Origin of the sequence: Pseudonocardia oceani, assembly GCF_019263585.2 — a bacterium.
In the GTDB taxonomy this organism is placed as follows: domain Bacteria; phylum Actinomycetota; class Actinomycetes; order Mycobacteriales; family Pseudonocardiaceae; genus Pseudonocardia; species Pseudonocardia oceani.
Genome location: NZ_JADQDF010000001.1, coordinates 3,688,129 through 3,713,311, shown reverse-complemented (window position 1 = coordinate 3,713,311; position 25,183 = coordinate 3,688,129). Strand labels below are relative to the sequence as shown.

Genomic DNA, 25,183 nt, shown 5'->3' with positions numbered 1-25,183 from the left:
GACCGTGACCGGGGCCACACCTAGCGTCGGGCGGGTGTCCACCACCGAGCCCGTCCTCGACTTCAACCCCCTCATGTCGCCGCACCGGGAGGACCCGCACCTGTTCTACCGCGCCGCCCGTGCGCAGCCGCCCCGGATGAGCCCGACGCTGGGCGCGTACATGGTGACCCGCTACGACGACCTGCGGACCGTGATCGACGACCCGCGGACCTACTCGTCCGCGCCGGCCGTGCCGAAGATCTACGCGAACGCGCCCGCGGTCGTCGAGGTGCTGCGCCGCGGGAACGTGCCCGAGACCAACGCCGTCGTCAACGAGGACGAGCCGGCGCACACCCCCGTCCGCCGCGTCTTCGACGCCGGGTTCACCGGCGCGCGCGTGCGGGCGATGCTGCCCACGATGCACGCCACCGCCGACGCGCTCATCGACGCGTTCCCGGACGGCGGCGCCGACCTCGTCGGCGACTACGCGGTCCCGTTCGTGCAGACGGTGATCAGCGCGATCATCGGGTTCCCGCCGGAGGACACCGCACAGATCCAGGTGTGGACCGACGACCAGACGACGCTGTGGAACCCGCTCGCGCCCGTCGAGGCCCACCTCGCCGCGGCCGAGCGGATGGGCGAGTACACCCGCTACCTGCAGGCCCTGATCGACGAGCGCCGCGCAGCGCCGCGCGAGGACCTGCTCTCCGACCTCGTCCACGGCGCGAACGGCTACCCCGGCCTGCCCGACGAGTACACGCACTGCATCGTGCGGGGCGCAGCCCGGGTCGCCGGCTTCGACACCACCCGCGACGCCATCACCTCGACGATGTACGCCGTGCTCGCCGACCCCACGATCCGGGAGCGCGTGCTGGCAGACCCCGTGAAGGCGATCCCGCGCGCCACCGAGGAGGTGCTGCGCCGCGACGCCCCGCACCGCGGGCTGTTCCGGCTGACGACCCGGGACACGACGCTCGGCGGCACCGACCTCCCCGCCGGCACGCCGCTGCTTCTGCTGTTCGGCTCCGGCAACCGCGACGAGTCGGTGTTCCCCGACCCGGACGCCGTCGACCTCGACCGCCCCAACGTCCGGGAGCACCTCGCCTTCGGCCGCGGCCTGCACGTGTGCCCCGGGGCGCCGATGGCCCGCGCCGAGATCCGGGTGGCCTTGGAGCACCTCGTGTCCCGCCTGCCCGGGATGCGCCTGGCCGACGGCTGCGAGCCCGTCTACATCGCCAGCTACTTCTTCCGGGGCCTGGAGTCGCTCGACGTCACCTGGTGATCCAGGATCGGCCCGTGCCCCGCCGCCTCGTCGCCCAGCAGTGGATCTCCCTCGACGGCTTCGCCTCGGGGCCGGACGGCGAGGGGGCGATCTTCGAGGCGGTCGACGACTTCTCGCACAGCGAGGCCCACAACGCCGCGCTCCTCCCGACCGTCGACGTCGTGCTGCTCGGGCGCCGCACCTACGAGTCGTTCGTGGGCTTCTGGCCCGACGCCGACGCCGACGCCGAGCCGATGGCCGAGCACGTCAACGCCGCCCGCAAGGTGGTGTGCTCGTCCACGATCGACGCCGCGCCGTGGGGCCGGTTCGCCCCGGCCGAGGTCGTGCGCGACGCGGCGGCGCACGTCCGCGACCTCAAGGCGGGCGACGGCGGCGACGTGCTGCTCTGGGGGTCGCTGGCGCTCATGCGGTCGCTGCTGCGCCAGCGGCTCGTCGACGAGCTGGACCTCCTCGTCGCCCCGGTCCTGCTCGGCGCGGGCACGCCCCTCGTCGCGCCCGACGGCCCGTACGCCCTCACCCAGCTCGGCGGGAACGTGTGGCCGTCGTCGACGCACGTGCGCTGCGCGGTCCGCTACGCGTAGGCGTCACCCGGAGGCCTTGCTCCCGCAACGGCCCGCGAGGAGGCTGTGCCGGTGACCGGTGCTCTGGAGCCCGTGGACGTGACCGTCGTCGACACCCTGAACGAGCCGTGGCAGGACTTCCCGGTGCCCGCGATCGGCGCGAACCTGGAGCACGTGCCGCTGTTCGACGACCCGCAGACGGGCGCGATGGCGGTGAAGATGGTCTACCGCGCCGGGTTCATGAACACCTGGCACACGCACCCGTGCGGACACGGCATCTACGTGCTGGAAGGCGTGCTGCGCACCCACCAGGGCGACTACGGCGTCGGCAGCTTCGTCTGGTTCCCCGAGGGCGGGACGATGGAGCACGGCGCCACCGACGAGACCGACTGCACGTTCCTGTTCATCACCAACAAGGCCTTCGACATCCACCACGTCGACTCCGGCCACGGCTGAGCCGCCTCCGCATGGAACAGCGCCTCACCCTGGTGACGCTCGGCGTCGCCGACCTGGCCCGCGCCCACACGTTCTACGAGGCGCTCGGGTGGCGGGGTCAGGAGGTGCAGGAGACGGTCTTCTTCCAGGCGGGCGGGCTCGCGCTCGTGCTGTGGGACCGTGCCCTGCTCGCCGCCGACTGCGGGGTGCCCGACGTCCGGGCCGGCGGGTTCGGCGGCATCGCGCTGGCCCACAACGTGCGGTCGGACGCCGAGGTCGACGACCTGCTCGACATCGCCGAACGCGCCGGCGGGGTCGTGACCCGGGCCGCCGGGCCCACGGTGCTCGGCTTCTACGCCGGAGTGTTCGCCGACCCGGACGGCCACGTCTGGGAGATCGCGCACAACCCGGGCCTCACCCTCGCCGAGGACGGGACGCTGACGCTGCCCGACTTCCGGGTCGACGGTCCCTGACGCCAGGATCGGGGCGTGTCCACCGCCCCTGACGGTCCCGCTGCCGCCAACGGCTACGACGACTTCGCCGAGGCGTACGCGGCCGAGTCGAACCTCGTCAACGCCCACCGCCGGGTTCCGGGTGGCGGTGATCAGCGAACCCGCCCCGGACCCGGCCGCCCGCGCCCTGTTCCCCGGCGAGCTCGCGGACACACCCTCGGGGCGTCCCTGTGCTTCCTGTTCTTCGTGCTGGACGCGGTGTAGCCCCGGTCAGGTGCCCCCGGTGGGATTCGAACCCACACTGCAACCCTTTTAAGGGGCCTGCCTCTGCCGGTTGGGCTACGGGGACGCCGCGCCATCCTCCCACCCGCGCGCCCGGGCGGCGGGGACGCGGTGGTCGTGGGGGTGGCTGCGGTAGCGGTGGCCGGTGGGGGTGGTCCACTCGACCGTGCGGTCCGGGTGCAGCACTACCTGCCACCCCGGCCGCTCCTTGAGGTCGTGGTGGCGCACGCACAGCGCGCACAGGTTGGCCTCGGACGTGGGGCCACCGTGCTGCCACTCGACGACGTGGTCGAGCTCGCAGGCGCGGGCCGCGCGGGGGCAGCGCGGGTTGCGGCAGGTCGTGTCGCGGGCGCGGACCAGGTCGGCCAGGGCCGCAGGCGGCCGGTAGGAGGTGCGGCCGACGTCGAGGACCACCCCGGACTCCGGGTCGGTGACCAGTCGCTTCCACGCGGCCCGGGCGTCGAGCGCGATCTCCCGGGCGAGGTGCGCGGGGATCGGGCCGTGGCCGTCGAGCTCGCCCGGTTCGTCGTCCTCGCCGGCGAGGGTGCTGAGAGCGACCGTCACCTGGACCAGCGGCCGGTCGGCACCGACCGGGCGCACCGCCGGTGCATCGACCTGCCCGGCCCGGTGCGCGACGAGGCGGCCGGTGAGCAGGGCGACGAGGACGTCGGCGCGGCGGGCGTCGATGCCGCGGGGGTCGCCGTCCGGGTCGCCGTCGGTGTCCATGCCCCGGGCCAGCCGTGTGATCCACTCGTGCGAGGCGGCGGCGTCGGGGGCGGTGATCCGCGCCCAGAGCGTGGCCATGCCGTCCTCGCCGGGGTACACGTCGACGCGGCGCGCGGCCCGGGCGCGGCGGTGCCGGCCCTCGGCACCCCCGGGATCGAGAGCGACGACCGCCCGCCGCAGCGCGCGGTCGAGCTGACCCCAGGTCTGCTCCGGGGCGCGCGGCAGCACGCGGTGCTGCACGGCAGCAGCGGTGGCCTCGTCGAGCGCGGCGGTGCGGTCGGCGACCAGCCGGGCGCGGGACGCGTCGAGCGAGCCCGCCTCCAGGAGGTCCCGCGTGGCGCGCAGTGGCCCGGCGAGCCGCACGGCCCGCGCCACCCGCAGCGCGGCCGACCCGGGTGAGACCGTGAGGGCCAGGGCGATCTCGTCGCCCGCCCACGGACGCGCCCGACCCGGTGCCGGCGGACCGTCGTCGGGACGACCGGCGAACTCCGCGAGCAGTGCGTGCTGCCGGGCGGCGGCCCAGGCCGCGACCCGCTCGAAGCCGACGATCCCGTCGACGAGCTCGGCGTCGGTCAACGCCTCCGGCAGTTCCGTCGCGCGGTCGAGATCAAGCGCAGCGATACCCGAGGGCGCAGCGTCGGCGGACACCGCACGGCGAATCAGGGTATCGAACATGTGTTCGACCATACCGCACTGAACAGCGACGATGTGGGAATCAATTGCTCCTGCGAACGCCCAGGACGACCCGAACCCGCGGCACACCGGTTCCGCGGCTCGCGCGTCGACTACGACCGGTGTGCGAGCGACGCAACCGGTGCGCCACTCCGACCCGGGGTCGCAGCGCAGCCGACCGCCGTCGGGCACCGGAGGAGGCCGGGCCCGCCCCGGTGCGCGAGGGACGCGTCAGGCCCGGTCGAGCAGGCTCAGGCCCGCCCACCCGCCGGCACCCGGTCCGGCGCGGTCTCCCCGATCGGCGGCTGGGTGGCCTGGCCGGCCGGACGCACACCACCGGCGATCCGGTGGAAGTCGGCGCGCGGGTCGTTGATCTGGCCCAGCGACACGACCTCGCGGCCCAGGAACAGCGCACCGGTCCAGTCGAAGACGATGCGGATCCGGCGGTTCCAGGTGGGCATCCGGCTCACGTGGTACGTGCGGTGCATGAACCAGGCGACGATGCCACGCAGCTTGATGCCGTAGATCTCCGCGACGCCCTTGTAGAGGCCGAGGCTGGCGACCGAGCCCGCGTAGTTGTGCTTGTACTCCTTGAGCTTGCGCCGGCGGATGTGGGCGACGATGTTGTCGGCCAACGTCTTGGCCTGGCGCACGGCGTGCTGGGCCGAGGGGCTGGTCTTGGCGTTCGGGTCGTCCTTCGAGAGGTCGGGCACCGACGCGCAGTCGCCCGCGCAGAAGACGCCGGGCATGCCCTCGACCTGGAGCTCGGTGGTGCAGACGACGCGGCCGCGCTCGTCGCGGGGCAGGTCGGTGTTCTCCAGCATCGGGTTGGGCTTGACGCCCGCGGTCCAGATGATGGTGTCGGCGTCGAACGACTGCCCGTCGTCGAGGACGACGTGACCGCCCTCGAGGGTCTTCACGCGGGTGTCGAGGTTGACCTCGATGTCGGCGTCGAGCAGGCGCTCGACGGTGTAGCGGCCCATCTTCGGGCCGACCTCGGGCATGATCCGGTTGGCGGCCTCGACGAGCACCCAGCGGATGTCCTCGCGGTGGATGTTCTCGTAGTAGCGGCTGGCGTAGCGGGCCATGTCGGCGAGCTCGGCCAGCGCCTCGATGCCGGCGTAGCCGCCGCCGACGACGAGGAACGTGAGGAGGCGGCGGCGCAGCGCCGGGTCGATCGTGGTGGCGGCGGCGTCGAGCCGCGACAGCACGTGGTTGCGCAGGTAGATGGCCTCGCCCACGGTCTTGAACGCGATGCCGCACTCGGCCAGCCCGGGGATCGGGAGCGTGCGCGCGACCGACCCGGGAGCGACGACGAGCACGTCGTAGCCCACGGTCGTGACGTGCCCGGCCGACAGCTCCGCGGTGACCTCGCGCTGCGAGTGGTCGATCTTCGTGACCCGGCCCGTCAGGTGGTGGCACTTCTTGAGCACCTTGCGCAGCGGCACGACCACGTGACGCGGCTCGATGGAGCCGGCGGCCGCCTCGGGGAGGAACGGCTGGTAGGTCATGTGCGGCTGCGGGTCGATCACGGTGATCTCGGCCTCGGACCGTCGCAGCTTCTTCTGCAGGCGCAGCGCCGTGTACATGCCGACGTACCCGCCACCGACCACGACGATCCTCGTGTTGCGTGCCATGACCCCCATGTTCCCACCCTCACGGGGGTTTCACTCCTCGCCGCAGGGTGATACCTGTGACGATTCAGTGAATCGGGGTGGCACCGGCCGCGGCGGCCGCCGTCCGCAGGACGTCCTCGAGCATCGCGGGCGTGAGGCGGCCGGTGAACGTGTTCTGCTGGCTGACGTGGTAGCTGCCGAACACCTGCAGCGGCCACGGCCCGGCCAGCTCGACGTGCGCGCCGTGGCCGAACACCGGTCGCGGCCGCGGGATGGTCCAGCCCGCCGCGCCCAGCACCGGCAGCAGCGCCTGCCAGCCGAACCCGCCCAGCACCACCACCGCGCGCGGGCGCAGCAGGGCGAGCTCGGCGCGCAGCCAGCCGCTGCAGGTGTCGCGCTCGGCGGGGGTGGGCTTGTTGTCCGGCGGCGCGCAGTGCACCGGCGCGGTGATGCGGACGCCGTACAGGGTCAGCCCGTCGTCGCGGTGCACGGCGGTGGGCTGGTTGGCCAGGCCGACGGCGTGCAGCGCGGCGAACAGGACGTCGCCCGAGCGGTCGCCGGTGAACATGCGTCCCGTGCGGTTGCCGCCGTGCGCGGCCGGCGCCAGCCCGACGACGAGCAGCGACGCGTCCTCCGGCCCGATGCCGGGCACCGGGCGGCCCCAGTACTCCTCGTCGCGGTAGGCCGCGCGCTTCTCCCGGGCCACCCGCTCGCGCCACTCCACCAGGCGCGGGCAGGCCCGGCAGTCGACCAGCGCCGCGTCCAGCTCGGCGACGCTCCGGTACCCGGCAGCATCCACGTCAGAGGATCGAGCGAGCGATGCCGTCGAGGATGTCGTGCTCGCTGACGACGAGCTCGGTGACGCCGGCGCGCTCGCGCAGCTCCGCGGCGAGGGTCTCGACGATGAGCGCGCCGCCGCCGATGACGTCGATCCGGCCGGGGTGGATGGCGCCGTAGCTGCCGCGCTGCTCGCGGGACGCGCCCAGCAGCTCCGACGCGACGCGGTGCAGGTCGTCGCCGCTCAGGCGCGAGAGGTGCACGGCCGCGGAGTCGTACTCGTCGAGCCCGAGCGCCACGGCCGACAGCGTCGTGATCGTGCCCGCGACGCCGACCCAGGTGCGCACCCCGGTGACGTCGACGGCGGCGAACGCGTCGTCGAGGATCCCGGCGGCCACCCGGCGGGCCTCCGCGACCTCGTCGGGGGTGGGCGGGTCGCCGTGCAGGCAGCGCTCGGTGATCCGGACGGAGCCGACGTCGACCGACCGCGCGGCCGTGACCGTCGCCTTCCCGCCGGTCAGCTCGCCGACGACGAGCTCGGTGGAGCCGCCGCCCACGTCGACGACGACGAACGGGCCGTCCTCGGCGTCGAGGTCGCCGACGGCGCCGACGAAGGACAGCGCGGCCTCCTCGTCGCCTGAGACGATCTCGGCGTCGACGCCCAGGGTGTCGCGGACCATGCCGAAGAAGTCGTCGCGGTTGGCCGCGTCGCGGGTGGCGGACGTGGCGACCATCCGGACCCGCTCGGTGCCCTTGCGCCGCAGCACCGCGGTGTAGTCGGCGAGCGCGACGCGCGTGCGCTCCAGCGCCTCGGGGGCGAGGACCCCGCTGGCGTCGACGCCCTGGCCGAGCCGGACGATCCGCATCTCGCGGTGCACGTCGCGCAGCGAGCCGTCCGGGCTCGCGTCGGCGACGAGCAGGCGGATCGAGTTCGTCCCGCAGTCGATGGCGGCCACTCGCGACATTGCCCAGGCTCCTTCGTCGGTGCCGGTCCCTCGGGGCGGATCCGGCGCGATCACCGTACGGGACGACCCCCGCCCGACTACCCTCTCGTCATGGCCACGCGCGGTGAGCAGGAGGTCCGGGCACCCCGCATCCCGGCCCAGCAGGGGACGGTCCCGGAGCGGGCCGGTGGCACGCACGCCGTGGAGAACCAGCCCCCTCCCCTCGCCGGGTTCGACGCGCTGGCGTGCGACCCCGCGCTCACCGACGCCGTGGCCCGCGAGGGCGCGGGCGACGCGCTCGCGCACCTGGGCACGCTCGGCGCGCTGGCGTCGTCGGAGGAGGCGCGCGAGCACGCCCGCCTCGCCGACACCCACCCGCCGGTGCTGCGCACGCACGACCGCTACGGCCACCGGATCGACGAGGTCGAGTACCACCCGTCGTGGCACTGGCTGATGGGCCGCTCCGTCGGCTGGGGGCTGCACGGGCGGCCGTGGCTGGCCGAGCCGGGCAGCGGCGCGCACGTGGCACGGGCGGCGGGCTTCTACCTGATGAGCCAGCTCGAGGCGGGGCACTGCTGCCCGATCTCGATGAGCTACGCCGCCGTGCCGGCCCTGCGCGCCGATCCCGACCTGTCCGCCGCCTACGTCCCGGGCCTGCAGAGCCAGGTCTACGAGTTCGGCCTCACGGAGCCCTCGCGCAAGGCGGGGCTGCTCGCCGGCATGTCGATGACCGAGAAGCAGGGCGGCTCCGACGTCCGCGCCGGCTCCACCACGGCCGCGCCCGTCGCCGACGGCACCTACCGCCTCACCGGGCACAAGTGGTTCACCTCGGCGCCGATGAACGACCTGTTCCTCACCCTCGCCCAGGCCCCCGGCGGGCTCACCTGCTTCGTGCTCCCCCGCGTCCTGCCCGACGGCACCCGCAACGCGATCCACCTGCAGCGCCTCAAGGACAAGCTCGGCAACCGCTCCAACGCCTCCGCCGAGCTCGAGTACACCGGCGCCACCGGCTGGCGGCTCGGCGAGGAGGGCCGCGGCGTCACCACGATCATCGAGATGGTGTCGATGACGCGCCTGGACTGCGTGCTCGGCTCCGCCGCGGTCGTCCGCGCGGCGCTGTCGGAGGCCGCGCACCACGTGGCGCACCGGCGGGCGTTCGGGTCGGTCGTCGGGGAGACGCCGCTGATGCGGACGGTGATCGCCGACCTGGCACTGGAGTCGGAGGCGGCCACCGCGCTGGGCATCCGGCTGGCCGGCGCCGTCGACCGCGGCGAGCACGCGTTCCTGCGCCTCGCGCTGCCCGCGTCGAAGTACCTGGTGTGCAAGCGGGCGCCCGCGGCCGTCGCGGAGGCGCTGGAGTGCCTGGGCGGTAACGGCTACGTCGAGGAGTCGGGGATGCCGCGGCTCTACCGCGAGGCCCCGCTCAACTCGATCTGGGAGGGTTCGGGCAACGTCACCGCGCTCGACGTCCTGCGCGCGGTCACCCGTGAGCCCGACGCGGTGGAGGCCGTCCTGGCCGAGATCGACCTCGCGGGCGGCTCCGACGAGTGGTTCGACCGCGGCGTGCACGAGCTGCGGATGGAGCTGCGCAGCCGCGAGGAGCGCCGGGCGCGGCGGCTCGCCGAGATGCTCGCGCTCTGCCTGCAGGGCAGCCTGCTGCTGCGGTTCGCGCCCGTGGAGGTGTCGAGCGCGTTCGTGTCGAGCCGGTTCCTGCCCGACGGGCCGTGGCGCACGTCGGGCACGCTGCCCGCGGAGTCGCACATCGAGGCGCTGACGGAGCGGGTCACGCCGCAGCGGTAGACGTCGGCGCGGGGCGGCTCAGGGCGTGGCGCAGGGCCCGGCCGTCCACCACTCGCCCAGCTCGGCCAGGGCCTCGTCGCCGAACGGGTTGACGCCCGGCCCGGCAGCGAGCGCGTGGGCGACGTGCACGTGCAGGCACTTGACGCGGTCGGGCATCCCGCCCGCGCTGACCGCCGTGCCCAGCGACCCGATCGCGTCGCGCTCGGCGAGGTAGGCCTCGTGGGCGCGGCGGTAGGCGTCGGCGAGGTCGGGGTCCTCGGCGAGGCGGTCCTGCATCTCGCGCATCCGCCCGTCGGCCTCCAGGCTGCCGATCCGGGAGTTCAGCCGCGAGCACGTGAGGTAGTAGAGCGTGGGGAACGGCGTGCCGTCCTCCAGCCGGGGCGCGGTCTGCACCACCGACGGCAGCGAGCACGGGCAGCGGTGGGCCACCTCCCGGACGGCGCGGGGGGCGCGGCCGAGCTGGGCGGCGACAGCGGCGGAGTCGGCCTCGGAGATGCCGGTCACGCCGGTCCCTCCGACACGTCGCGCCACAGGCGCCGGTACCACGGCTCGTCGCGGAACGGGTCGGGCGCGACCTCGGTGGACGGGTCGACCGGCAGCTGCACGACGTAGGGCGTCTCCCCCGGCGCGACGTAGCCCAGCCGCGAGCGCGCCTCGGCCGCCGTGACGGCCGGGTCGGACAGCCGCGTGCTCTCCCGCGTCAGCTCGTCGACCTCGGCGGCGAGCGCCTCCTGCTGCTCGGTGACGGCGGCCAGCTCCTGCTGCTGGGCGACGTAGTTGCGCAGCGGGACCGCGACGGTGAGCGCCAGCGCGCAGACGACGATGGCGAGCACCGCGGCGCGGCGGGTCGAGGAGACGCCGAGCATCCCGGTGGTGGCCGCGACGACGGTGCCCGCGCGCGAGCGGACCTTCGTCAGCTGCGGCTCGCGGGTGCGCCGGCGGGCCGCACCGGTGCCCGCCGGGCGCGCGGCCCGGCGGGCGCGCGTGCGCTCCTCGACCACGTGGGTCAGCCGGCGGTGGGGGTGAAGCGCGGGAAGGCGAGGTCGCCCGCGTAGCGCGCGGCGTCGCCCAGGAACTCCTCGATGCGCAGGAGCTGGTTGTACTTCGCGACCCGCTCGGACCGGGCCGGGGCGCCGGTCTTGATCTGGCCGCAGCCGGTGGCGACGGCGAGGTCGGCGATCGTGGTGTCCTCGGTCTCGCCCGAGCGGTGGCTCATCATGCAGCGGTAGCCGGACATGTGGGCCAGCGCGACGGCGTCGAGGGTCTCCGACAGCGTGCCGATCTGGTTGACCTTCACCAGCAGCGCGTTGGCGGCGCCGCGGGCGATGCCCTCCTCGAGCCGCTCGGGGTTGGTGACGAACAGGTCGTCGCCCACGATCTGGACCTTGTCGCCGATCGCGCTCGTCAGCTGCACCCAGCCCTCCCAGTCGTCCTCGTCGAGGGGGTCCTCGATGGAGACGAGCGGGTAGGCGCCGATCAGCTCGGCGTAGGCGTCCGACATCTGCGCCGAGGTGAGCGTGCGGCCCTCGTAGGAGTAGACGCCGTCGCTGTGGAACTCGGTGGCGGCCACGTCGAGCGCGAGCACGATGTCGCGCCCCAGCGTGTAGCCGGTCTTCTCGACGGCCTCGGCGATCAGGTCGAGCGCGGCGCGCGTGCCGGGCAGGTCGGGGGCGAAGCCGCCCTCGTCGCCCAGGCCGGTGGCCAGGCCCTTCGACTTGAGCACCGACTTGAGCGAGGCGTAGACCTCCGCACCCCAGCGCAGGGCCTCGCGGAAGGACTCGGCGCCGACCGGCGCGATCATGAACTCCTGCACGTCGACCGAGCTGTCGGCGTGGGCGCCGCCGTTGATGATGTTCATCATCGGCACGGGCAGCACGTGCGCGCCGGCCCCGCCGAGGTAGCGGTAGAGGTCGAGCCCGGAGGACTCGGCGGCCGCCTTGGCGACCGCGAGCGAGACGCCGAGGATCGCGTTGGCGCCCAGCTTGGACTTGTCGGGTGTGCCGTCGAGGTCGAGCAGGACCTGGTCGATGAGCCGCTGGTCGACGGCCTCCATGTCCTTGAGCTCGGGCGCGATGACGTCGAGGACGTTGCGCACCGCCTTCTCGACGCCCTTGCCGCCGAAGCGCAGCGGGTCGCCGTCGCGCAGCTCGACCGCCTCGTGCTCACCCGTGGACGCACCCGACGGGACCGCGGCGCGGCCCAGCGTTCCGTCCTCCAGGGACACCTCGACCTCGACCGTGGGGTTGCCCCGCGAGTCGAGGATCTCGCGTGCGCCGACCTGCTCGATGACCGCCACCAGTGCTCCGCTCCATGCCGTGATCTCCGGTTCCGCGGCCAGGGTAGTCGGCGGGGGCCCACGACCCGCGCAGGTGTCGACGGGCGGGTCCGCACGCCCTAACGTGGGAGCGACCATGACGGGTCCCGACCTCTTCGCCTCGTTCCGGCGCGCCGAGATGCTCGTGGCGCGCAGCCGTCCCCTGGACGCCCTCCAGGCGCTCGCGCCCGTCCTGGACTCCCAACCCGACGACGCCTCGGTGCAGCTCCTCGCCGGGCGCGCGTACCTCAACTCCGCGCAGCTCCAGCGGGCCGAGGCGGCGTTCGTGCGGGTCCTGGACCTCGACCCGGCCGACCACTACGCGCGCTTCGCCCTGGGCAAGGCGCTGCAGCGCCAGGGCCGGCTCCCCGAGGCCCACGCGCAGCTCAAGATGGCCGCGGCCATGGACCCGCGGCCGGAGTACCAGGAGGCGCTCGGCGAGGTCCGGGCCCGGCTGGCGCTCGAGGACGACTAGAGCCGACTCCCGGACGAACCGGACGAAGGCCCCGAATGCCCGCTGACCTGCGGGGATGTGACCGGGGCGGCCTTCCGCTGGCCGCGTCGGCAAGTTAGCCTCCCCGTGCCTCTGCTGAGGCTCACCTCGGGAGGACGACGATGCTGGGCAACCTGTTGATCGGCCTGCGCGAGGGGCTCGAGGCGGCCCTGGTGGTGAGCATCCTCATCGCCTTCCTCGTGCGCACCGACCGGCGCTCGGCGCTACCCAAGGTCTGGCTCGGCGTCGGCATCGCCGTGGTGATCAGCGTGGGTGTGGCCCTGGTGCTGACGCTCACCCAGCAGGCCCTCACGTTCGAGGCGCAGGAGACGTTCGGCGGCGTGCTGTCGATCATCGCCGTCGGCTTCGTCACCTGGATGATCTTCTGGATGCGCCGGACCGCGCGGTCCATCTCCGCCGAGCTGCGCGGGCGGATGGAGGACGCGCTGGCCATGGGATCGGGCGCCGTCGTCCTGATGGCCGCGCTGGCCGTCGGCCGCGAGGGCCTGGAGACCGCGGTCTTCTTCTTCGCCGCCGCCCAGGCCGCCGGCGAGACGACCGAGCCGCTGATCGGCTTCCTGTCCGGCGTCGCCGTCGCGATCGTCATCGCGTACCTGATCTACCGGGGCGCGGTCACCCTCGACCTCGGGAAGTTCTTCTCGGTCACCGGCGGCCTGCTGATCTTCGTGGCCGCCGGGATCCTCGCCTACGGCGTCCACGACCTGCAGGAGGCCGGCATCCTGCCCGGCCTGAACACGCTGGCGTTCGACGTCAGCACCGCCGTGCCGCCGGACTCCTGGTACGGCGTGCTGCTCAAGGGGATCTTCAACTTCTCCCCCGCCACCACCGTGCTCGAGGCCGCCGTCTGGGTCGCCTACGTCGCCGTGGTGCTCCCGCTCTTCCTGCGCCCCCACCGCGTCCGCACCACCACCCCCGCGTGATCCACCACTCCCGCTCGTTCTGCACGAGGAGAACCATGTCCCGCCGCACCCCCGCCGCCGTCGGCCTCGCCGTCCTCGGCCTCGCCATGGCCGGCTGCACCAGCACCGCCCCCGTCGACGCGGGCGCGGGCGGGCCGATCACCGTCGCCGCCGCCGACGACGCCTGCGACGTCAGCGCCGCCGAGGCCCCCGCCGGCACGATCTCGTTCGACATCACCAACGGCGGCTCCAAGGTCACCGAGTTCTACCTCTACGCCACCGGCGGCCGGATCATGGGCGAGGTCGAGAACATCGGCCCCGGCCTCTCGCGCCGGCTCATCGTCGAGGTGCCCGAGGGCGGCGAGTACGAGACGGCGTGCAAGCCCGGCATGGTCGGCGACGGCATCCGCAGCGCGTTCACCGTCACCGGTTCCGCGCAGCGCTCCGTCGACACCGACACCCGCCTGGCCGAGGCCACCGCCGGCTACCAGCGCTACGTGAACTCGCAGGTCGAGGCCCTGGTGCCGAAGACGCAGGAGTTCGTCGACGCGGTCGTCGCGGGTGACGTCGAGGGCGCGAAGGCGCTGTTCCCGATCGCCCGCACGTACTGGGAGCGGATCGAGCCGGTGGCCGAGTCCTTCGGCGACCTCGACCCGCGCATCGACGGCCGCGACGACGGCGAGCCCGGCGTCGAGTTCACCGGGTTCCACCGCCTGGAGCGCGACCTGTGGCAGGACGGCCTGCAGCCCGACTCCACCGCGATCGCCGACATGCTGATGGACGACATCACCGAGCTCGCCAACCGCGTCCCTAGCGTCGAGCTCACCCCGCTCAACCTGGCCAACGGCGCCAAGGAGCTGCTCGACGAGGTCGCCACCGGCAAGATCACCGGCGAGGAGGACCGCTACTCGCACACCGACCTGTGGGACTTCCGCGCCAACGTCGACGGCTCGCAGGGCGCCATCGCGGCCCTGCGCCCGGTGATCGACGAGCGCGACCCGGCACTGGGCCCGCTGCTCGACGAGCGCTTCGCCGCCGTCGACGCGCTGCTGGAGAACTACCGCGACGGCGACGGGTTCGTCCTCTACACCGCGCTCACCCCGGACGACGTCAAGGCCATGACCGAGGCCGTCGACGCGCTGGGCGAGCCGGTGAGCCAGGTCGCGGGCGTCGTCTCGTCGTGAGGGAATGATCGGCATGAGTGCCTTCTCGCGGCGACGGCTGCTCGGGTGGACCGGTGCGGGCGCCGCGGCCGCCGGGATCGGGGCGGTGGCGGGCTGCGCCGCCGCCCCGGCGGCGCCGGGCCCGGCCCAGCTCGTCGTCCCGTTCCGCGGTGAGCACCAGGCCGGGATCGTCACGCCCGCGCAGGACCGCCTGCACTTCGTCGCCCTCGACGTCATCACCGACGACCGCGAGGAGCTGCGCGCGCTGCTGCAGCGCTGGACGGCGGCCGCCGAACGCATGACGGCCGGTGCGGAGACCACCCCGGGCGGCGCCACCGGCGGCAACCCGAACTCCCCTCCCGACGACACGGGCGAGGCGCTCGGACTGCCCGCCGCGTCGCTCACCCTGACCTTCGGGGTGGGGGCGTCGCTGTTCGCGAAGGTCGGGCTCGACCCGTCGCTGGTCCCACCCGGGCTGGCCGAGATGCCGCGCTTCGCCGGCGACCAGCTCGACCCCGCGCTCTCCGGCGGCGACCTGTGCATCCAGGCCTGCTCCGACGACCCGCAGGTCGCGGTGCACGCCGTGCGCAACCTCGTGCGGATGGGCTTCGGCACCACTGCGGTGCGCTGGTCGCAGCTGGGGTTCGGGCGCACGTCGTCGACGTCGACGGCGCAGGAGACCCACCGCAACCTGTTCGGGTTCAAGGACGGCACCAACAACCTCAAGGCCGAGGACCCCGACGGCCTGCGCGACCAGGTGTGGGTGTCCCCCGACGCCGGCCCCGCGTGGCTGGCGGGCGGCAGCTACCTCGTGGCGCGCCGGATCCGGATGCACATCGAGATCTGGGACCGGACCTCGCTCGTCGAGCAGGAGGTCATCATCGGGCGGACGAAGGACGAGGGCGCGGCCTTCGGCGCGGCCGCCGAGTTCGACCCCGCCGACTTCGCCGCCACCGACGAGACCGGCGCGCCCCGGATCGCCGTCGACGCCCACATCCGGCTGGCGTCGGCGGAGGCGCTGGGCGGGGTGAAGATCCTGCGTCGCGGCTACAACTTCGTCGACGGCAGCGACGGGCAGGGCCACCTCGACGCCGGGCTGTTCTTCATCGCGTTCATGAACGACCCGCAGGCGCAGTTCGTGCCGATGCAGCGCGCGCTGTCCACGAAGGACGTGCTCATGGAGTACATCGAGCACACCGGGTCCGCGGTGTTCGCCTGCCCGGCCGGGCTGGGCGAGGGCGGGTACTGGGGTCAGTCGCTGTTCGAGGCCTGAGCGGCGCCGGCGTAGCGGTCGGCGGCGGCCCACACCAGCCGCGCGTACTCCCCGGAGCGGTTGTAGGCCAGCACCCCGTCCCACCAGCCCGTGCCGTCGGCGGTGTCGCGGCCCTCGGCGCAGAGGTACGCGGCGGCCCCGCGGGCGGCGTCGTCGATCTGGTGGGGGTCGCGGACGCCGTCGCCGTCGCCGTCGGCGCCGTAGACCTCCCAGGTCGTGGGCAGGAACTGCAGCGGGCCGACGGCGCGGTCGTAGGTCGTGTCGCCGTCGAGCGCGCCGCCGTCGGTGTCGAGGATCTCCCGCACGCCCGACGAGCCGTCCAGCGGCACGCCGACGATCCGCGGCTCGGGGCGCCCGTCGTCGCCGAGCTGCGACCGGCCCAGGCCGCCGTGGTCGGACTCGACGCGCGCGATCCCGGCCAGCGTCGTCCAGGACAGCCGGCAGCCCGGCGTCTCGGCGCGCTGCGCCAGCTCGGCGCCGCCGTAGGCCCGCAGCGCGCGGGCCGGCACGCCGGTGCCCGGTGCGGCGGCCTCGGCCCAGGTGTCCAGGTCGACGCCCTCGGGCAGCGGGTCGCCCTGGGCGACCGGGGTGTCGCGGTCGACGTCGGCCGCGGTCAGGCCGTCACCGCCGGTCGGGCGCTGCCCGTCGAGGCCGCGCACGACGGCCACCAGGAACGCCAGCACCACCCCGAACGCGACGAGCGCGGCGAGCGGGCCGGCGAGGGATCGGCGACGGGTCACTGCGCCGAACGTACCGGGAAGCGTGCTGAGAGGGATCTCAGCGGGGCCAGAACCGGAGCCAGTCCTGCTCGCCCAGGGCGTGCGGGTCGAGCCCGGCCGCCCGGGCGGCGTCCTCGGCGGCGCGGACGTCGGCCTCGAAGCGGCGGGAGGTGGTGCGCAGCTCGGCCTCGGGGTCGACCCCGGCGAGCTTCGCGCGGGCGGCCAGCGCGAACAGCTGCTCCCCCACCCCCGACCCGGACGGCAGCAGCTCGACGGGCAGCCCGGCGCGCGCGGTGCGGCTGGCCAGCTTCGCGGCGAGCGCCACGGCCGGCTGCGCGGTGGCGACGCCGTCGACGCTCGAGTCCCGCTGCTTCTCCGCGCGCTTGAGCTCCTCCCAGCGGTGCTCCTGCCGCTCCGCGGTGTCGACCACCTCCGTGCCGGCGAACACGTGCGGGTGCCGCCCGACGAGCTTCGCGACCAGGTCGGCCGCGACGTCGTCGATCGTGAACGGGTCGGGGCCCTCGGCGGCGATGCGGGCGTGGAAGAGCACCTGGAGCAGGACGTCGCCCAGCTCCTCGCGCAGCGCGGCGCGGTCGCCGTCCTCGATCGCCTGGTAGAGCTCGTAACACTCCTCCACCAGGTACTGCAGCAGCGAGGCGTGCGTCTGCTCGGCGTCCCAGGGGCAGCCCCCCGGCGAGCGCAGCCGGTCCATGACCGCCACGGCCTCGATGAGCGGCTCCCCGCTCACGGCGCGGCGGGGGCGCGGACGATCGTGCCGGCCGTCTGGTCGGCGTCGACCACGGCGAGCTGGATCGGGTCCCACACCCCGAAGCGGGGGTTGACCTGCACGCCCAGCTCCTCCGACGCCGGCTGCAGCAGCCGGTAGCCGATGAGCTGCAGGTCGGACTGGCTGAACCGGTCGAGCGCCGACGGGCCCTCGGGGGCGAGGTCTGTGGTGCGCTCCAGGATCCGGATGACCGTCCAGGGCGCGCCGTCCTGCGCGGGGCGCAGCACGATCACCGAGCCGGCCGGTGTCCCGAAGGCGAACGAGGTGGCGAGCGCGGGGTTGTCGACGGCCCGCACCTGCTGGGCGCGCTGCTCGGGCGGCACGTCGGCGAACACGGCGTCGGCGCCGGGACCGCCCGCGGCCACGGCCTGCGCGGCCCCGGTGGCCTCCTCCTCTGTGGGGAGCGCCACGAACTCCAGCGTGACGCCGAGCCGGTCGACGTAGCGGGCGCCGAGCGCCGCGGCGGCGAGGTCGTCGCGGATCTTCTCCCGCTGCACCTGCGGCGTGTAGAGCGAGGCCTGCGCCAGCTCGTCGGGGCTGCCGGCCGTGGCGAGCGCGGCGTCGAGTTCGGCGTCACTCACCGCGATGCCCTCCTCGGCGGTGCGCCGGTCGAGCAGGTCGCCCAGGATCGCGCTCGTGACGATCTCCCGGGCCACCTGCGGCGCGCCGTAGCCGCCGCCCGCGCCCTGGTTGCGCCCGGCGACGGCCTGGGCCTTGTCGGGGCTCAGCGCGAGCGCGATCTGGTCCTGCACGGTGCTCAGCTCGATCACCTCGTCGCCGACGATCGCCGCCGACCCGACCTGGCTGGGTCCGGAGCCGCACCCGCTGACCATCGCGCCCACGACCGCCACCGCGGCCACGACCCGTCCCACCTGCCTGCGCACGGGCGCCACCCTCTCATGGCGGCGGTCGGGGGCCGTGCGGCGGGATCAACGGCCGGCCGGGCGGTATCACCCCGCGGCGGGCGCCTTCGCCGGGGTGGCCAGGTCGCGCACCAGCCGGGTGGCCCACTCCAGCAGCTCGACGTCGCGCAGCGGCGCCCCGCCGATCCGCCCGCCGGCCACCGGCTTGGGCACGATGACCGCCCGCGCGGCCGCCTTGTACTGCGACTTCGGATAGAGGCGGGTGAGCCGCATCTGGCCCGAGTCGAGCAGGTCGACCGGCCCGACGCGCACCGCGTTGCCGGCCACCGCGACCTCGCCGATCCCGAGCCCGCGGCACACCTGCCGGAACTCCGCGACGGCCAGCAGGTTGCGCACCGGCGCGGGCGGCTCGCCGTAGCGGTCGGTGAGCTCGTCGACGATCGCGTCGAGCGCCGCGCGGTCGCCCGCCTCGGCGATCTTGCGGTAGACCTCCAGGCGCAGCCGCTCGCCGGTGACGTAGTCGTGCGGCACGTGGGCGTCGATCGGCAGGTCGACGCGCACCTCGGTGAGGGTCTCCTCCGCCTCCCCCTCGCCCGCCCCCGCCTGCCGGCGGAAGGCGGCGACGGCCTCGCCGACGAGCCGGATGTAGAGGTCGAAGCCGACGCCCGCGATGTGCCCGGACTGCTCCGCGCCCAGGATGTTGCCCGCGCCGCGGATCTCCAGGTCCTTCATCGCGACGGCCGCGCCCGCGCCCAGCTCCGAGTGCTGGGCGATGGTGGCCAGCCGGTCGTGCGCGGTCTCGGTGAGCGGGTGCTCGGGCGGGAACAGGAAGTAGGCGTAGCCGCGCTCGCGACCGCGGCCGACGCGCCCGCGGAGCTGGTGCAGCTGCGAGAGCCCGAGGGTGTCGGAGCGCTCGACGACGAGGGTGTTGGCGTTGGAGATGTCGAGGCCGTTCTCGACGATCGTGGTGCAGACCAGGACGTCGAACTCGTTGTGCCAGAAGCCGTTGACGGTGCGCTCGAGCAGGTCCTCGTTCATCTGCCCGTGCGCCACCGCGATGCGCGCCTCCGGGACGAGGTCGCGGATCGTCTTCGCGGCCCGGTCGATCGTCGACACGCGGTTGTGGACGTAGAACACCTGGCCGTCGCGCAGCAGCTCGCGGCGGATCGCGGCGGCGACCTGCTTGGAGTCGTAGGCGCCGACGTAGGTCAGCGTGGGGTGGCGGTCCTCGGGCGGGGTCGCGATCGTCGACATCTCCCGGATGCCGGCCAGGCTCATCTCCAGCGTGCGCGGGATCGGCGTGGCCGACAGCGTCAGCACGTCGACGTGCGTGCGCAGCGCCGTGATGTGCTCCTTGTGCTCGACGCCGAAGCGCTGCTCCTCGTCGACGATGACCAGGCCGAGGTCCTTCCACCGCACTCCGCTCTGCAGCAGCCGGTGGGTGCCGACGACGACGTCGACCGTGCCCTCGACCAGCCCCTTCACCGTCTCCTTCGCCTCCGCGGCGTCGGTGAACCGGGACAGGCCGCGCACCGTGACCGGGAACGCGCGCATCCGCTCGGTGAACGTGTCGAGGTGCTGCGTGGCGAGCAGCGTCGTCGGGACGAGGACGGCCACCTGCTTGCCGTCCTGCACCGCCTTGAACGCCGCCCGGACCGCGATCTCGGTCTTGCCGAAGCCGACGTCGCCGGAGATCACGCGGTCCATCGGGACCGGGCGCTCCATGTCGGCCTTGACCTCGTCGATCGCCGCGAGCTGGTCGGGCGTCTCGGTGTAGGGGAAGGCGTCCTCCATCTCGCGCTGCCACGGCGTGTCCTTCGCGAACGCGTGGCCGGGCGCGGACTGGCGCGCCGCGTAGAGCTGCACGAGCTGCGCCGCGATCTGGCGGACGGCCTTGCGCGCCTTGCCCTTCGTCTTCGCCCAGTCACCGCCGCCGAGCTTGTTGAGCGTCGGGATCTCGCCGCCGACGTAGCGGCTGATCTCGTCGAGCGAGTCGGTCGGGACGAACAGCCGGTCGGCGGGCTGGCCGCGCTTGCTCGACGCGTACTCCAGCACCAGGTACTCACGGGTGGCCCCGCCGACGGTGCGCTCCCGCATCTCGACGAACCTGCCGATGCCGTGCTGGGAGTGCACGACGTGGTCGCCGGGCTTGAGCGTGACCAGGTCGACGGTGTTGCGGCGCTTGCTCGGCAGCTTCGCCGGGGCCGTGGCGGCCGCGCGGTTGCCGGTGAGGTCGGCCTCGGTCAGCAGGACCAGCGGCCCGGCCGTGAAGCCCTGCGTCAGCCGCCCGCAGGTGACCGTGACCAGGCCCTTCTCCGGGTCCTCGGTCAGCTCGTCGACGAGCGTGGCGGGCACGTCGGCCTCGCGCAGCTGCTCCAGGCTGCGCTGCGCGGTGCCCGCGCCGCCGACGACGAGCACGGCGGTGCCGCCGCCCGCGGCGTGCGCGCGCAGGTCGACCAGGGCGCGGTCGGTGTCGCCGCGGTAGGACTCCACCTCGTGGACGGGCGGGGCGAGGGCGTCGTCGCGGCCCGAGAGCAGTGGGCTGAACGTCACCACGGGGTGCTCGGTGGCGGTGGCGTGGTGCAGCACGTCGTTGAGATCGCGGTAGGCCGAGGCGCCCACGTCGATCGGGGCGTCGCCGCCGGTGGCCGCGACGAACCAGGACGCCTCGAGGAACTCCTGGCCGGTGCGGACGAGGTCGGCGCTGCGGGTGCGCACGCGCTCGGGGTCGGCGACGAGCACGACCGAGCCGGCCGGGAGCAGGTCGGTGAGCAGCTCCAGCTCGCCGCCGGTGAGCACGGGCACGAGCGACTCCATACCCTCCGACGGGATGCCGCCCGCGAGGTGGTCGAGCAGCTCGCGCAGCGGCGGGTTGTTCTCGTGGGTGCGGGCCAGCGCGGCCGCGCGCTCGCGCACGGGCGCGGTGAGCAGCAGCTCCCGGCAGCCGGGCGCGACCAGCTCCTCCACCGGCGCGACGGACCGCTGGTCGCCGACGGAGAACGTGCGCAGCTCGCTGACCTCGTCGCCCCAGAACTCCACGCGCAGCGGCTGGTCGGCCGTGGGCGGGAAGACGTCGACGATCCCGCCGCGCACCGCGAACTCGCCACGGGCGGTGACCATCTCGACCCGCGTGTACGCCAGCTCGACCAGCCGCTCCAGCAGCGCCTCGAAGTCGGCGGTGTCGCCGACGCGCAGTGCGACGGGCTCCAGGCGGCCCAGCCCGGGCGCGATCGGCTGGATCAGGCTGCGGGCGGCGGTGACCACGACCCGCGGCGCGGTGTCCGGGTCGGACAGCCTGCGGAAGATCGACAGGCGGCGGCCGACGGTGTCGGGGCGCGGCGAGAGACGCTCGTGGGGCAGCGTCTCCCAGCTGGGCAGCACGACGACGGAGTCGGCGTCGGTGAGGTCGGACAGCGCCGCGCCCAGGTCCTCGGCCTCGCGGTCGGTGGCGGTGACGGCCAGGACCGTGCGCGCCTCGGACAGCCCCGCCGCCAGGAACGGGCGCAGCGCGGCCGGACCCTCGACGCGCAGCGCCGGGACGTCGGTGGAGCGGGTGTCGCGGGCGGCGTCGAGCACGGCCCGGAGGTCGGAGTCGGCGAGGACGGAGTGCAGCAGACCGGCGAGCTTGGCCACGGTTCTCGGATACCCCTTGGTGGCGGGTGGACGCACGCGGAACAGACCCCTGCCCGGGATGGATACCCGGTCGGGGCCGTGCCACCGAGCCTACGCCGCGCCCCTGACCTCGGCCGGGGCGGCGGTCAGGAGGAGGTCAGGAGGGGGTGCGGGGCGGCAGGTCCGGGCGACGGCGGCTGGGCCGCGTGGCGATGTCGGGCGGCTGCACCGGCGGGGTCCGCTCCAGCGCCTCCAGCGCCAGGTCGACGGCCCGCTCCAGCTGCGGGTCGCGCCCGGCCGCCCAGTCCTGCGGCGTCACGACGACCTCGACGTCGGGCTCGACGCCGTGGTTCTCCACGTCCCAGCCCAGGTCGTCGAACCAGTGGGAGTAGCGCGGCTGCGTCACCCCGGTGCCGTCGACGAGCCCGTAGCGGCTGTCGATGCCGATCACCCCGCCCCAGGTCCGCACCCCGACGACGGTGGCGATGCCGCGGCGCTTGAGCGCGACCGTGACGATGTCGCCGTCGGAGCCCGCGAGCTCGTCGGCGACGGCCACGACCGGACCGCGCGGGGCGTCCATCGGGTAGGTGCGCGGCGGGCGGTGGCGCGCGATCGTCCACGCCGTGACGCGGCGGGCGAGCTTCTCCACGACCAGCTGCGAGGTGTGCCCGCCGCCGTTGATCCGGACGTCGAGGACGAGGCCGTCGCGGGTCATCGCGAGGCTCAGGTCGCGGTGCAGCTGCGCCCAGCCCGTGGCCATCATGTCGGGCACGTGCAGGTAGCCCAGGCGTCCGCCGGACCGCTCCGTGACGAACGCGCGCCGCCCCGCCACCCAGTCCTGGTAGCGGAGCTGGTCCTCGTCGTGCAGCGGGCGGACGACGACGCGGCGCACGGCGTCGCCGGAGCGGACGGTGATCTCGGTGAGCACGTCGGCGGTGCCGGCGAGCAGCGGCGCGGGCCCGAGGTCGGGGTCGACCGGGCGCCCGGCCACCTCCAGCAGCACGTCGCCGGCCCGGACGTCGACGCCGGGTGCGGCCAGCGGGCTGCGCGCGGCGGGCGCGGACGTCTCCGGCGGCAGCACGCGCTCGACGCGCCACCCGTCCGGGGTCGCTGCGAGGTCGGCGCCGAGGAACGCGGGGGCGTCGCCGGCGGGCTGCGGGCGCGGGCGCACGTAGGCGTGCGAGGAGCCCAGCTCGCCCTGGAACTCCCACAGCAGGTCGACGAGGTCGTCGTGGCTGCCGACGGCGTCGACCAGCGGGCGGTAGCGCTCCTGCTCGGCCGCCCAGTCGACGTCGGCCATGTCCGCGGTCCAGAAGTGGTCGCGCATCAGGCGCGCGGCCTCGTCGAACATCTGGCGCCACGACGCCGTCGGGTCGACGGTGACGGCCAGGCGGGAGAGGTCGACCTCGTACTCGTCGGCGCCCTCGCCGCCCTCGGGCGCACCGGAGCCGGAGCGGTCGGTGCGCAGGACGCGCAGGGTCTTGCCGTCGCGCACGAGCAGGCGCGTGCCGTCGCCGCTGACGGAGTAGCCGTCGACGGCGTCGGCGATCACGTCGAGCTTGCGGCGCACCAGGTCGAAGCGCTCCAGCACCGTGCGGCGCGCCTTCTCCGAGGTGCCCGCGCGCCCGTCGCCGAGCACGCCGTTGACCGGGCTGCGCAGCCACAGCAGGCAGTCCTTGCCGGCGGCGAGCGCCCCGTAGCGGGCCTCGACGACGGGCACCGGGACGACCCGCTCGGCCAGCCCGACGACGTCGACGAGGACGTCGGGCACCTCGCTCCCGGCCGGCGCCGGGACCGCCGCGGCGTCCGGGGAGGACGGGTCGTCGGGGCCCGGCGCGGGCGGGTCCTCGGGGCCCTCGTCGCCGGGGGCGACCGGGCGCCCGTCCGGGCTCGCCCCGAACGGCGACGGCGTGCGCGCCGCCAGCGGCACCAGGAACGGTCGCCACGACGCCGGGAACGTGAGGTCGAAGGAGTGCTCGTCGTAGATCGGGTCGAAGCTGCGCCGCGACAGGAACGCCAGGTAGCGGCCGTCGAGGGTGAAGGCGGGGGCGCGGTCGAGGAAGCGCGGCGGCGTGACCGGCACGAGCTCGCCGTCGGCGACGCGGGCCAGCACGATCCGCGTGGCGACCTGCTCGACGGGCTCGGCGAGCGCCAGCCACGCGCTGTCCGGCGACCAGGTCAGCCCGGTGAGCTCGACGCCGTCGGCGCTGCGGGTGAGCTCGGTGAGCTCCGCGGTGGCGGTGTCGAGCAGCAGCAGGCGGCCGTCGTGCGTGGTGAGGGCGACGCGGGCGCCGTCGGGCGAGGGCGCGAGCCCCAGGACCCGGCCGAGCTCGCCCGCACCGGTGCGGGTGGGGGCGTCGCCGGTGCGGGGGTCGAGCGGGGCGACGCAGACGGCGTCCTCGCCGAGCACGTCGTCGACCCAGACGGCGCGGTCGGTGCCCAGCGGGCGGGCCAGGCGCGCGCGGGCGCCGGGCTCGGACAGCAGCGTGCGGGCCGGGCCGTCGCGGTGGGTGAGGCGGTGCACGGTGCCGCGGAGCAGGGCGATGCTGGTGCGCCCGGTGCGGTCGGGCACGGCGACGTCGACGCGGCCGGCGACGCGGTGCGGCGCGCGGGCGGTGCGGGGGCCGCCGAGGCGGACGTCGATCGGCCGGGGCTCGGCGTCGAGGGACTCCAGCAGCCACAGGCGCCCGGCCGACTCGTAGACGATCCGCTCGCCGTCGCTGGTGGCGTGGCGGACGTAGAAGGCGGGGGCGCCGGGTCCCCCGTGATCGGTGTGGCGGCGCAGGTCGGAGCCGTCGGGGGCGATCGAGTAGACGTTGCCCCAGCCCTCGTGGTCGGCGACGAACGCGAGGCGCCCGCCGACCAGCATCGGCGCCTCGATCTGCCCGTCGACGTCGGCCGCGACGCGCGTGAACTCCCCGGTGGAGCCCGCGTCCCACCACAGCTTGCCCGCGGTGCCGCCCCGGTAGCGCTTCCACCAGGCGGGCTCGCGCGAGAGCACGCTGAGCACGAGCGTGCCGGTGTCGTCGCGGACGAGATCGCCCACCGGCCCGACCGGCAGCGGCACCGGCGCTCCCCCGGCCGCCGGGACCGTGAACGCGAAGGTGCGGCGGGTCGAGTGGTAGCCCGTCGACGTCACGCCGACCAGCGCGTCGTCGCCGGCCCAGCCGAGGTTGCGCGCGCGGGGGTCTCCCCACCAGGTCAGGCGGCGGGCGACGCCGCCGTCGAGCGCGGTGACGAACACGTCGGGCCCGCCCTCACGCCACGACGTCCACGCGACGCGCGTGCCGTCCGGGGAGATCCGGGGGTTCGCGACGGGGGCGGCGTCGGCGGTGACGCGGTGCGCCCGCCCGCCCCCGATCGGGACCGTCCAGACGTCGTCCTCGGCCGCGAGGACGAGCGTGTCGTCACGCAGGTGGGGGAACCGGAGGTAGCTGGGCTGCGGCACGCCGGCGACCGTAACCGGTCGGGGGCCCTACGGTCGCCTCACCCGCTCGGAGGCAGGATGTCACCC

Annotated in this window: 21 protein-coding genes, 1 tRNA gene and 1 pseudogene; 10 read left to right on the top strand and 13 right to left on the bottom strand. The window is 74.7% G+C overall.

The features are described from left to right. Positions 1 to 34: 34 nt before the first annotated feature. The 5 genes from I4I82_RS18670 to I4I82_RS35015 are packed head-to-tail and all read left to right on the top strand — an operon-like array spanning position 35 to position 2,972. Positions 35 to 1,261: a cytochrome P450 gene (locus I4I82_RS18670; protein ID WP_226370131.1), complete on the top strand. Its 1,227-nt coding sequence runs from the start codon at positions 35 to 37 to the stop codon at positions 1,259 to 1,261. A 14-nt stretch (positions 1,262 to 1,275) separates the two neighbouring features. Further along, a complete protein-coding gene (locus tag I4I82_RS18665) occupies positions 1,276 to 1,842 on the top strand; it encodes a dihydrofolate reductase family protein (protein WP_218593773.1) in 567 nt (188 codons plus the stop codon). A 51-nt stretch (positions 1,843 to 1,893) separates the two neighbouring features. After that, on the top strand, positions 1,894 to 2,277 hold the full coding sequence (locus I4I82_RS18660) for a cupin domain-containing protein (RefSeq protein WP_218593772.1): 384 nt from the start codon (positions 1,894 to 1,896) through the stop codon (positions 2,275 to 2,277). Positions 2,278 to 2,288: 11 nt separating this feature from the next. Beyond that, positions 2,289 to 2,729, top strand: a complete 441-nt coding sequence (locus tag I4I82_RS18655; RefSeq protein WP_218593771.1) for a VOC family protein — start codon at positions 2,289 to 2,291, stop codon at positions 2,727 to 2,729. A 15-nt stretch (positions 2,730 to 2,744) separates the two neighbouring features. Next, positions 2,745 to 2,972 carry a hypothetical protein gene (locus tag I4I82_RS35015; RefSeq protein ID WP_372451513.1) on the top strand — a complete coding sequence of 76 codons (228 nt, stop codon included), beginning with the start codon at positions 2,745 to 2,747 and terminating at the stop codon, positions 2,970 to 2,972. 11 nt (positions 2,973 to 2,983) lie between these two features. Here the strand turns inward: I4I82_RS35015 and I4I82_RS18645 are convergent. The 5 genes from I4I82_RS18645 to I4I82_RS18625 form a co-directional block, all read right to left on the bottom strand. Beyond that, positions 2,984 to 3,057 (bottom strand) — tRNA-Leu (locus I4I82_RS18645). Next, positions 3,048 to 4,391, bottom strand: a complete 1,344-nt coding sequence (locus tag I4I82_RS18640; protein ID WP_218595903.1) for an HNH endonuclease — start codon at positions 4,389 to 4,391, stop codon at positions 3,048 to 3,050. The genes I4I82_RS18645 and I4I82_RS18640 overlap by 10 nt, the downstream gene beginning before the upstream one ends. Before the next feature lie 248 nt (positions 4,392 to 4,639). Beyond that, positions 4,640 to 6,034, bottom strand: coding sequence for an NAD(P)/FAD-dependent oxidoreductase (locus I4I82_RS18635; protein ID WP_218592895.1), 1,395 nt, complete (start codon positions 6,032 to 6,034; stop codon positions 4,640 to 4,642). Positions 6,035 to 6,089: 55 nt separating this feature from the next. Next, positions 6,090 to 6,803: a uracil-DNA glycosylase gene (locus I4I82_RS18630; RefSeq protein ID WP_218592894.1), complete on the bottom strand. Its 714-nt coding sequence runs from the start codon at positions 6,801 to 6,803 to the stop codon at positions 6,090 to 6,092. Between the two features lies 1 nt (position 6,804). After that, the gene (locus I4I82_RS18625; RefSeq protein ID WP_218592893.1) at positions 6,805 to 7,746 is read right to left on the bottom strand and encodes a Ppx/GppA phosphatase family protein; all 942 of its coding nucleotides are present in this window, start codon (positions 7,744 to 7,746) and stop codon (positions 6,805 to 6,807) included. Between the two features lie 90 nt (positions 7,747 to 7,836). Here I4I82_RS18625 and I4I82_RS18620 point away from each other — a divergent pair, with 90 nt between their 5' ends. Beyond that, positions 7,837 to 9,525: an acyl-CoA dehydrogenase family protein gene (locus I4I82_RS18620; RefSeq protein WP_218592892.1), complete on the top strand. Its 1,689-nt coding sequence runs from the start codon at positions 7,837 to 7,839 to the stop codon at positions 9,523 to 9,525. Positions 9,526 to 9,543: 18 nt separating this feature from the next. Here the strand turns inward: I4I82_RS18620 and I4I82_RS18615 are convergent, their stop codons facing one another. Genes I4I82_RS18615 through eno form a run of 3 tightly spaced genes read right to left on the bottom strand, consistent with a single transcriptional unit; the run spans position 9,544 to position 11,821 of the window. Next, entirely contained in the window at positions 9,544 to 10,020 is a 477-nt protein-coding gene (locus tag I4I82_RS18615) for a DUF501 domain-containing protein (RefSeq protein ID WP_218592897.1), read from the bottom strand. Positions 10,021 to 10,025: 5 nt separating this feature from the next. Further along, positions 10,026 to 10,526, bottom strand: coding sequence for an FtsB family cell division protein (locus tag I4I82_RS18610; RefSeq protein WP_226370130.1), 501 nt, complete (start codon positions 10,524 to 10,526; stop codon positions 10,026 to 10,028). Between the two features lie 5 nt (positions 10,527 to 10,531). Further along, positions 10,532 to 11,821 carry a phosphopyruvate hydratase gene (eno, locus tag I4I82_RS18605; protein ID WP_218592891.1) on the bottom strand — a complete coding sequence of 430 codons (1,290 nt, stop codon included), beginning with the start codon at positions 11,819 to 11,821 and terminating at the stop codon, positions 10,532 to 10,534. Between the two features lie 115 nt (positions 11,822 to 11,936). Here eno and I4I82_RS18600 point away from each other — a divergent pair, with 115 nt between their 5' ends. From I4I82_RS18600 to efeB, 4 genes are all read left to right on the top strand, one after another. Continuing rightward, positions 11,937 to 12,314, top strand: a complete 378-nt coding sequence (locus I4I82_RS18600) for a tetratricopeptide repeat protein (RefSeq protein WP_172154650.1) — start codon at positions 11,937 to 11,939, stop codon at positions 12,312 to 12,314. Between the two features lie 140 nt (positions 12,315 to 12,454). Then, on the top strand, positions 12,455 to 13,273 hold the full coding sequence (gene efeU / locus I4I82_RS18595) for an iron uptake transporter permease EfeU (protein ID WP_218595902.1): 819 nt from the start codon (positions 12,455 to 12,457) through the stop codon (positions 13,271 to 13,273). A gap of 35 nt (positions 13,274 to 13,308) precedes the next feature. Next, a complete protein-coding gene (gene efeO / locus I4I82_RS18590; RefSeq protein WP_218595901.1) occupies positions 13,309 to 14,436 on the top strand; it encodes an iron uptake system protein EfeO in 1,128 nt (375 codons plus the stop codon). A 13-nt stretch (positions 14,437 to 14,449) separates the two neighbouring features. After that, positions 14,450 to 15,688: an iron uptake transporter deferrochelatase/peroxidase subunit gene (gene efeB, locus I4I82_RS18585; RefSeq protein ID WP_218593298.1), complete on the top strand. Its 1,239-nt coding sequence runs from the start codon at positions 14,450 to 14,452 to the stop codon at positions 15,686 to 15,688. Here the strand turns inward: efeB and I4I82_RS18580 are convergent. The 5 genes and pseudogenes from I4I82_RS18580 to I4I82_RS18560 form a co-directional block, all read right to left on the bottom strand. Continuing rightward, entirely contained in the window at positions 15,667 to 16,428 is a 762-nt protein-coding gene (locus I4I82_RS18580) for a lytic transglycosylase domain-containing protein (RefSeq protein WP_218593299.1), read from the bottom strand. The two genes, efeB and I4I82_RS18580, sit on opposite strands and share 22 nt — an antisense overlap. Before the next feature lie 37 nt (positions 16,429 to 16,465). After that, a pseudogene (locus I4I82_RS18575) lies at positions 16,466 to 17,149 on the bottom strand (nucleoside triphosphate pyrophosphohydrolase); the annotation flags it as partial. Positions 17,150 to 17,151: 2 nt separating this feature from the next. Then, positions 17,152 to 18,078: a hypothetical protein gene (locus tag I4I82_RS18570; RefSeq protein ID WP_225920623.1), complete on the bottom strand. Its 927-nt coding sequence runs from the start codon at positions 18,076 to 18,078 to the stop codon at positions 17,152 to 17,154. Between the two features lie 66 nt (positions 18,079 to 18,144). Continuing rightward, the gene (mfd, locus tag I4I82_RS18565; protein ID WP_218593300.1) at positions 18,145 to 21,690 is read right to left on the bottom strand and encodes a transcription-repair coupling factor; all 3,546 of its coding nucleotides are present in this window, start codon (positions 21,688 to 21,690) and stop codon (positions 18,145 to 18,147) included. Between the two features lie 136 nt (positions 21,691 to 21,826). Then, the gene (locus I4I82_RS18560; protein WP_218595900.1) at positions 21,827 to 25,117 is read right to left on the bottom strand and encodes a S41 family peptidase; all 3,291 of its coding nucleotides are present in this window, start codon (positions 25,115 to 25,117) and stop codon (positions 21,827 to 21,829) included. Positions 25,118 to 25,183: the final 66 nt, after the last annotated feature.

Excerpts from the sequence above, each read along its gene's own strand:
- I4I82_RS18655 (WP_218593771.1), top strand. The coding sequence starts at position 2,289 with ATGGAACAGCGCCTCACCCTGGTGACGCTCGGCGTCGCCGACCTGGCC.
- I4I82_RS18640 (WP_218595903.1), bottom strand. The coding sequence starts at position 4,391 with ATGTTCGATACCCTGATTCGCCGTGCGGTGTCCGCCGACGCTGCGCCC.
- I4I82_RS18635 (WP_218592895.1), bottom strand. The coding sequence starts at position 6,034 with ATGGGGGTCATGGCACGCAACACGAGGATCGTCGTGGTCGGTGGCGGG.
- I4I82_RS18625 (WP_218592893.1), bottom strand. The coding sequence starts at position 7,746 with ATGTCGCGAGTGGCCGCCATCGACTGCGGGACGAACTCGATCCGCCTG.
- I4I82_RS18620 (WP_218592892.1), top strand. The coding sequence starts at position 7,837 with ATGGCCACGCGCGGTGAGCAGGAGGTCCGGGCACCCCGCATCCCGGCC.
- I4I82_RS18600 (WP_172154650.1), top strand. The coding sequence starts at position 11,937 with ATGACGGGTCCCGACCTCTTCGCCTCGTTCCGGCGCGCCGAGATGCTC.
- efeU (WP_218595902.1), top strand. The coding sequence starts at position 12,455 with ATGCTGGGCAACCTGTTGATCGGCCTGCGCGAGGGGCTCGAGGCGGCC.
- efeO (WP_218595901.1), top strand. The coding sequence starts at position 13,309 with ATGTCCCGCCGCACCCCCGCCGCCGTCGGCCTCGCCGTCCTCGGCCTC.
- efeB (WP_218593298.1), top strand. The coding sequence starts at position 14,450 with ATGAGTGCCTTCTCGCGGCGACGGCTGCTCGGGTGGACCGGTGCGGGC.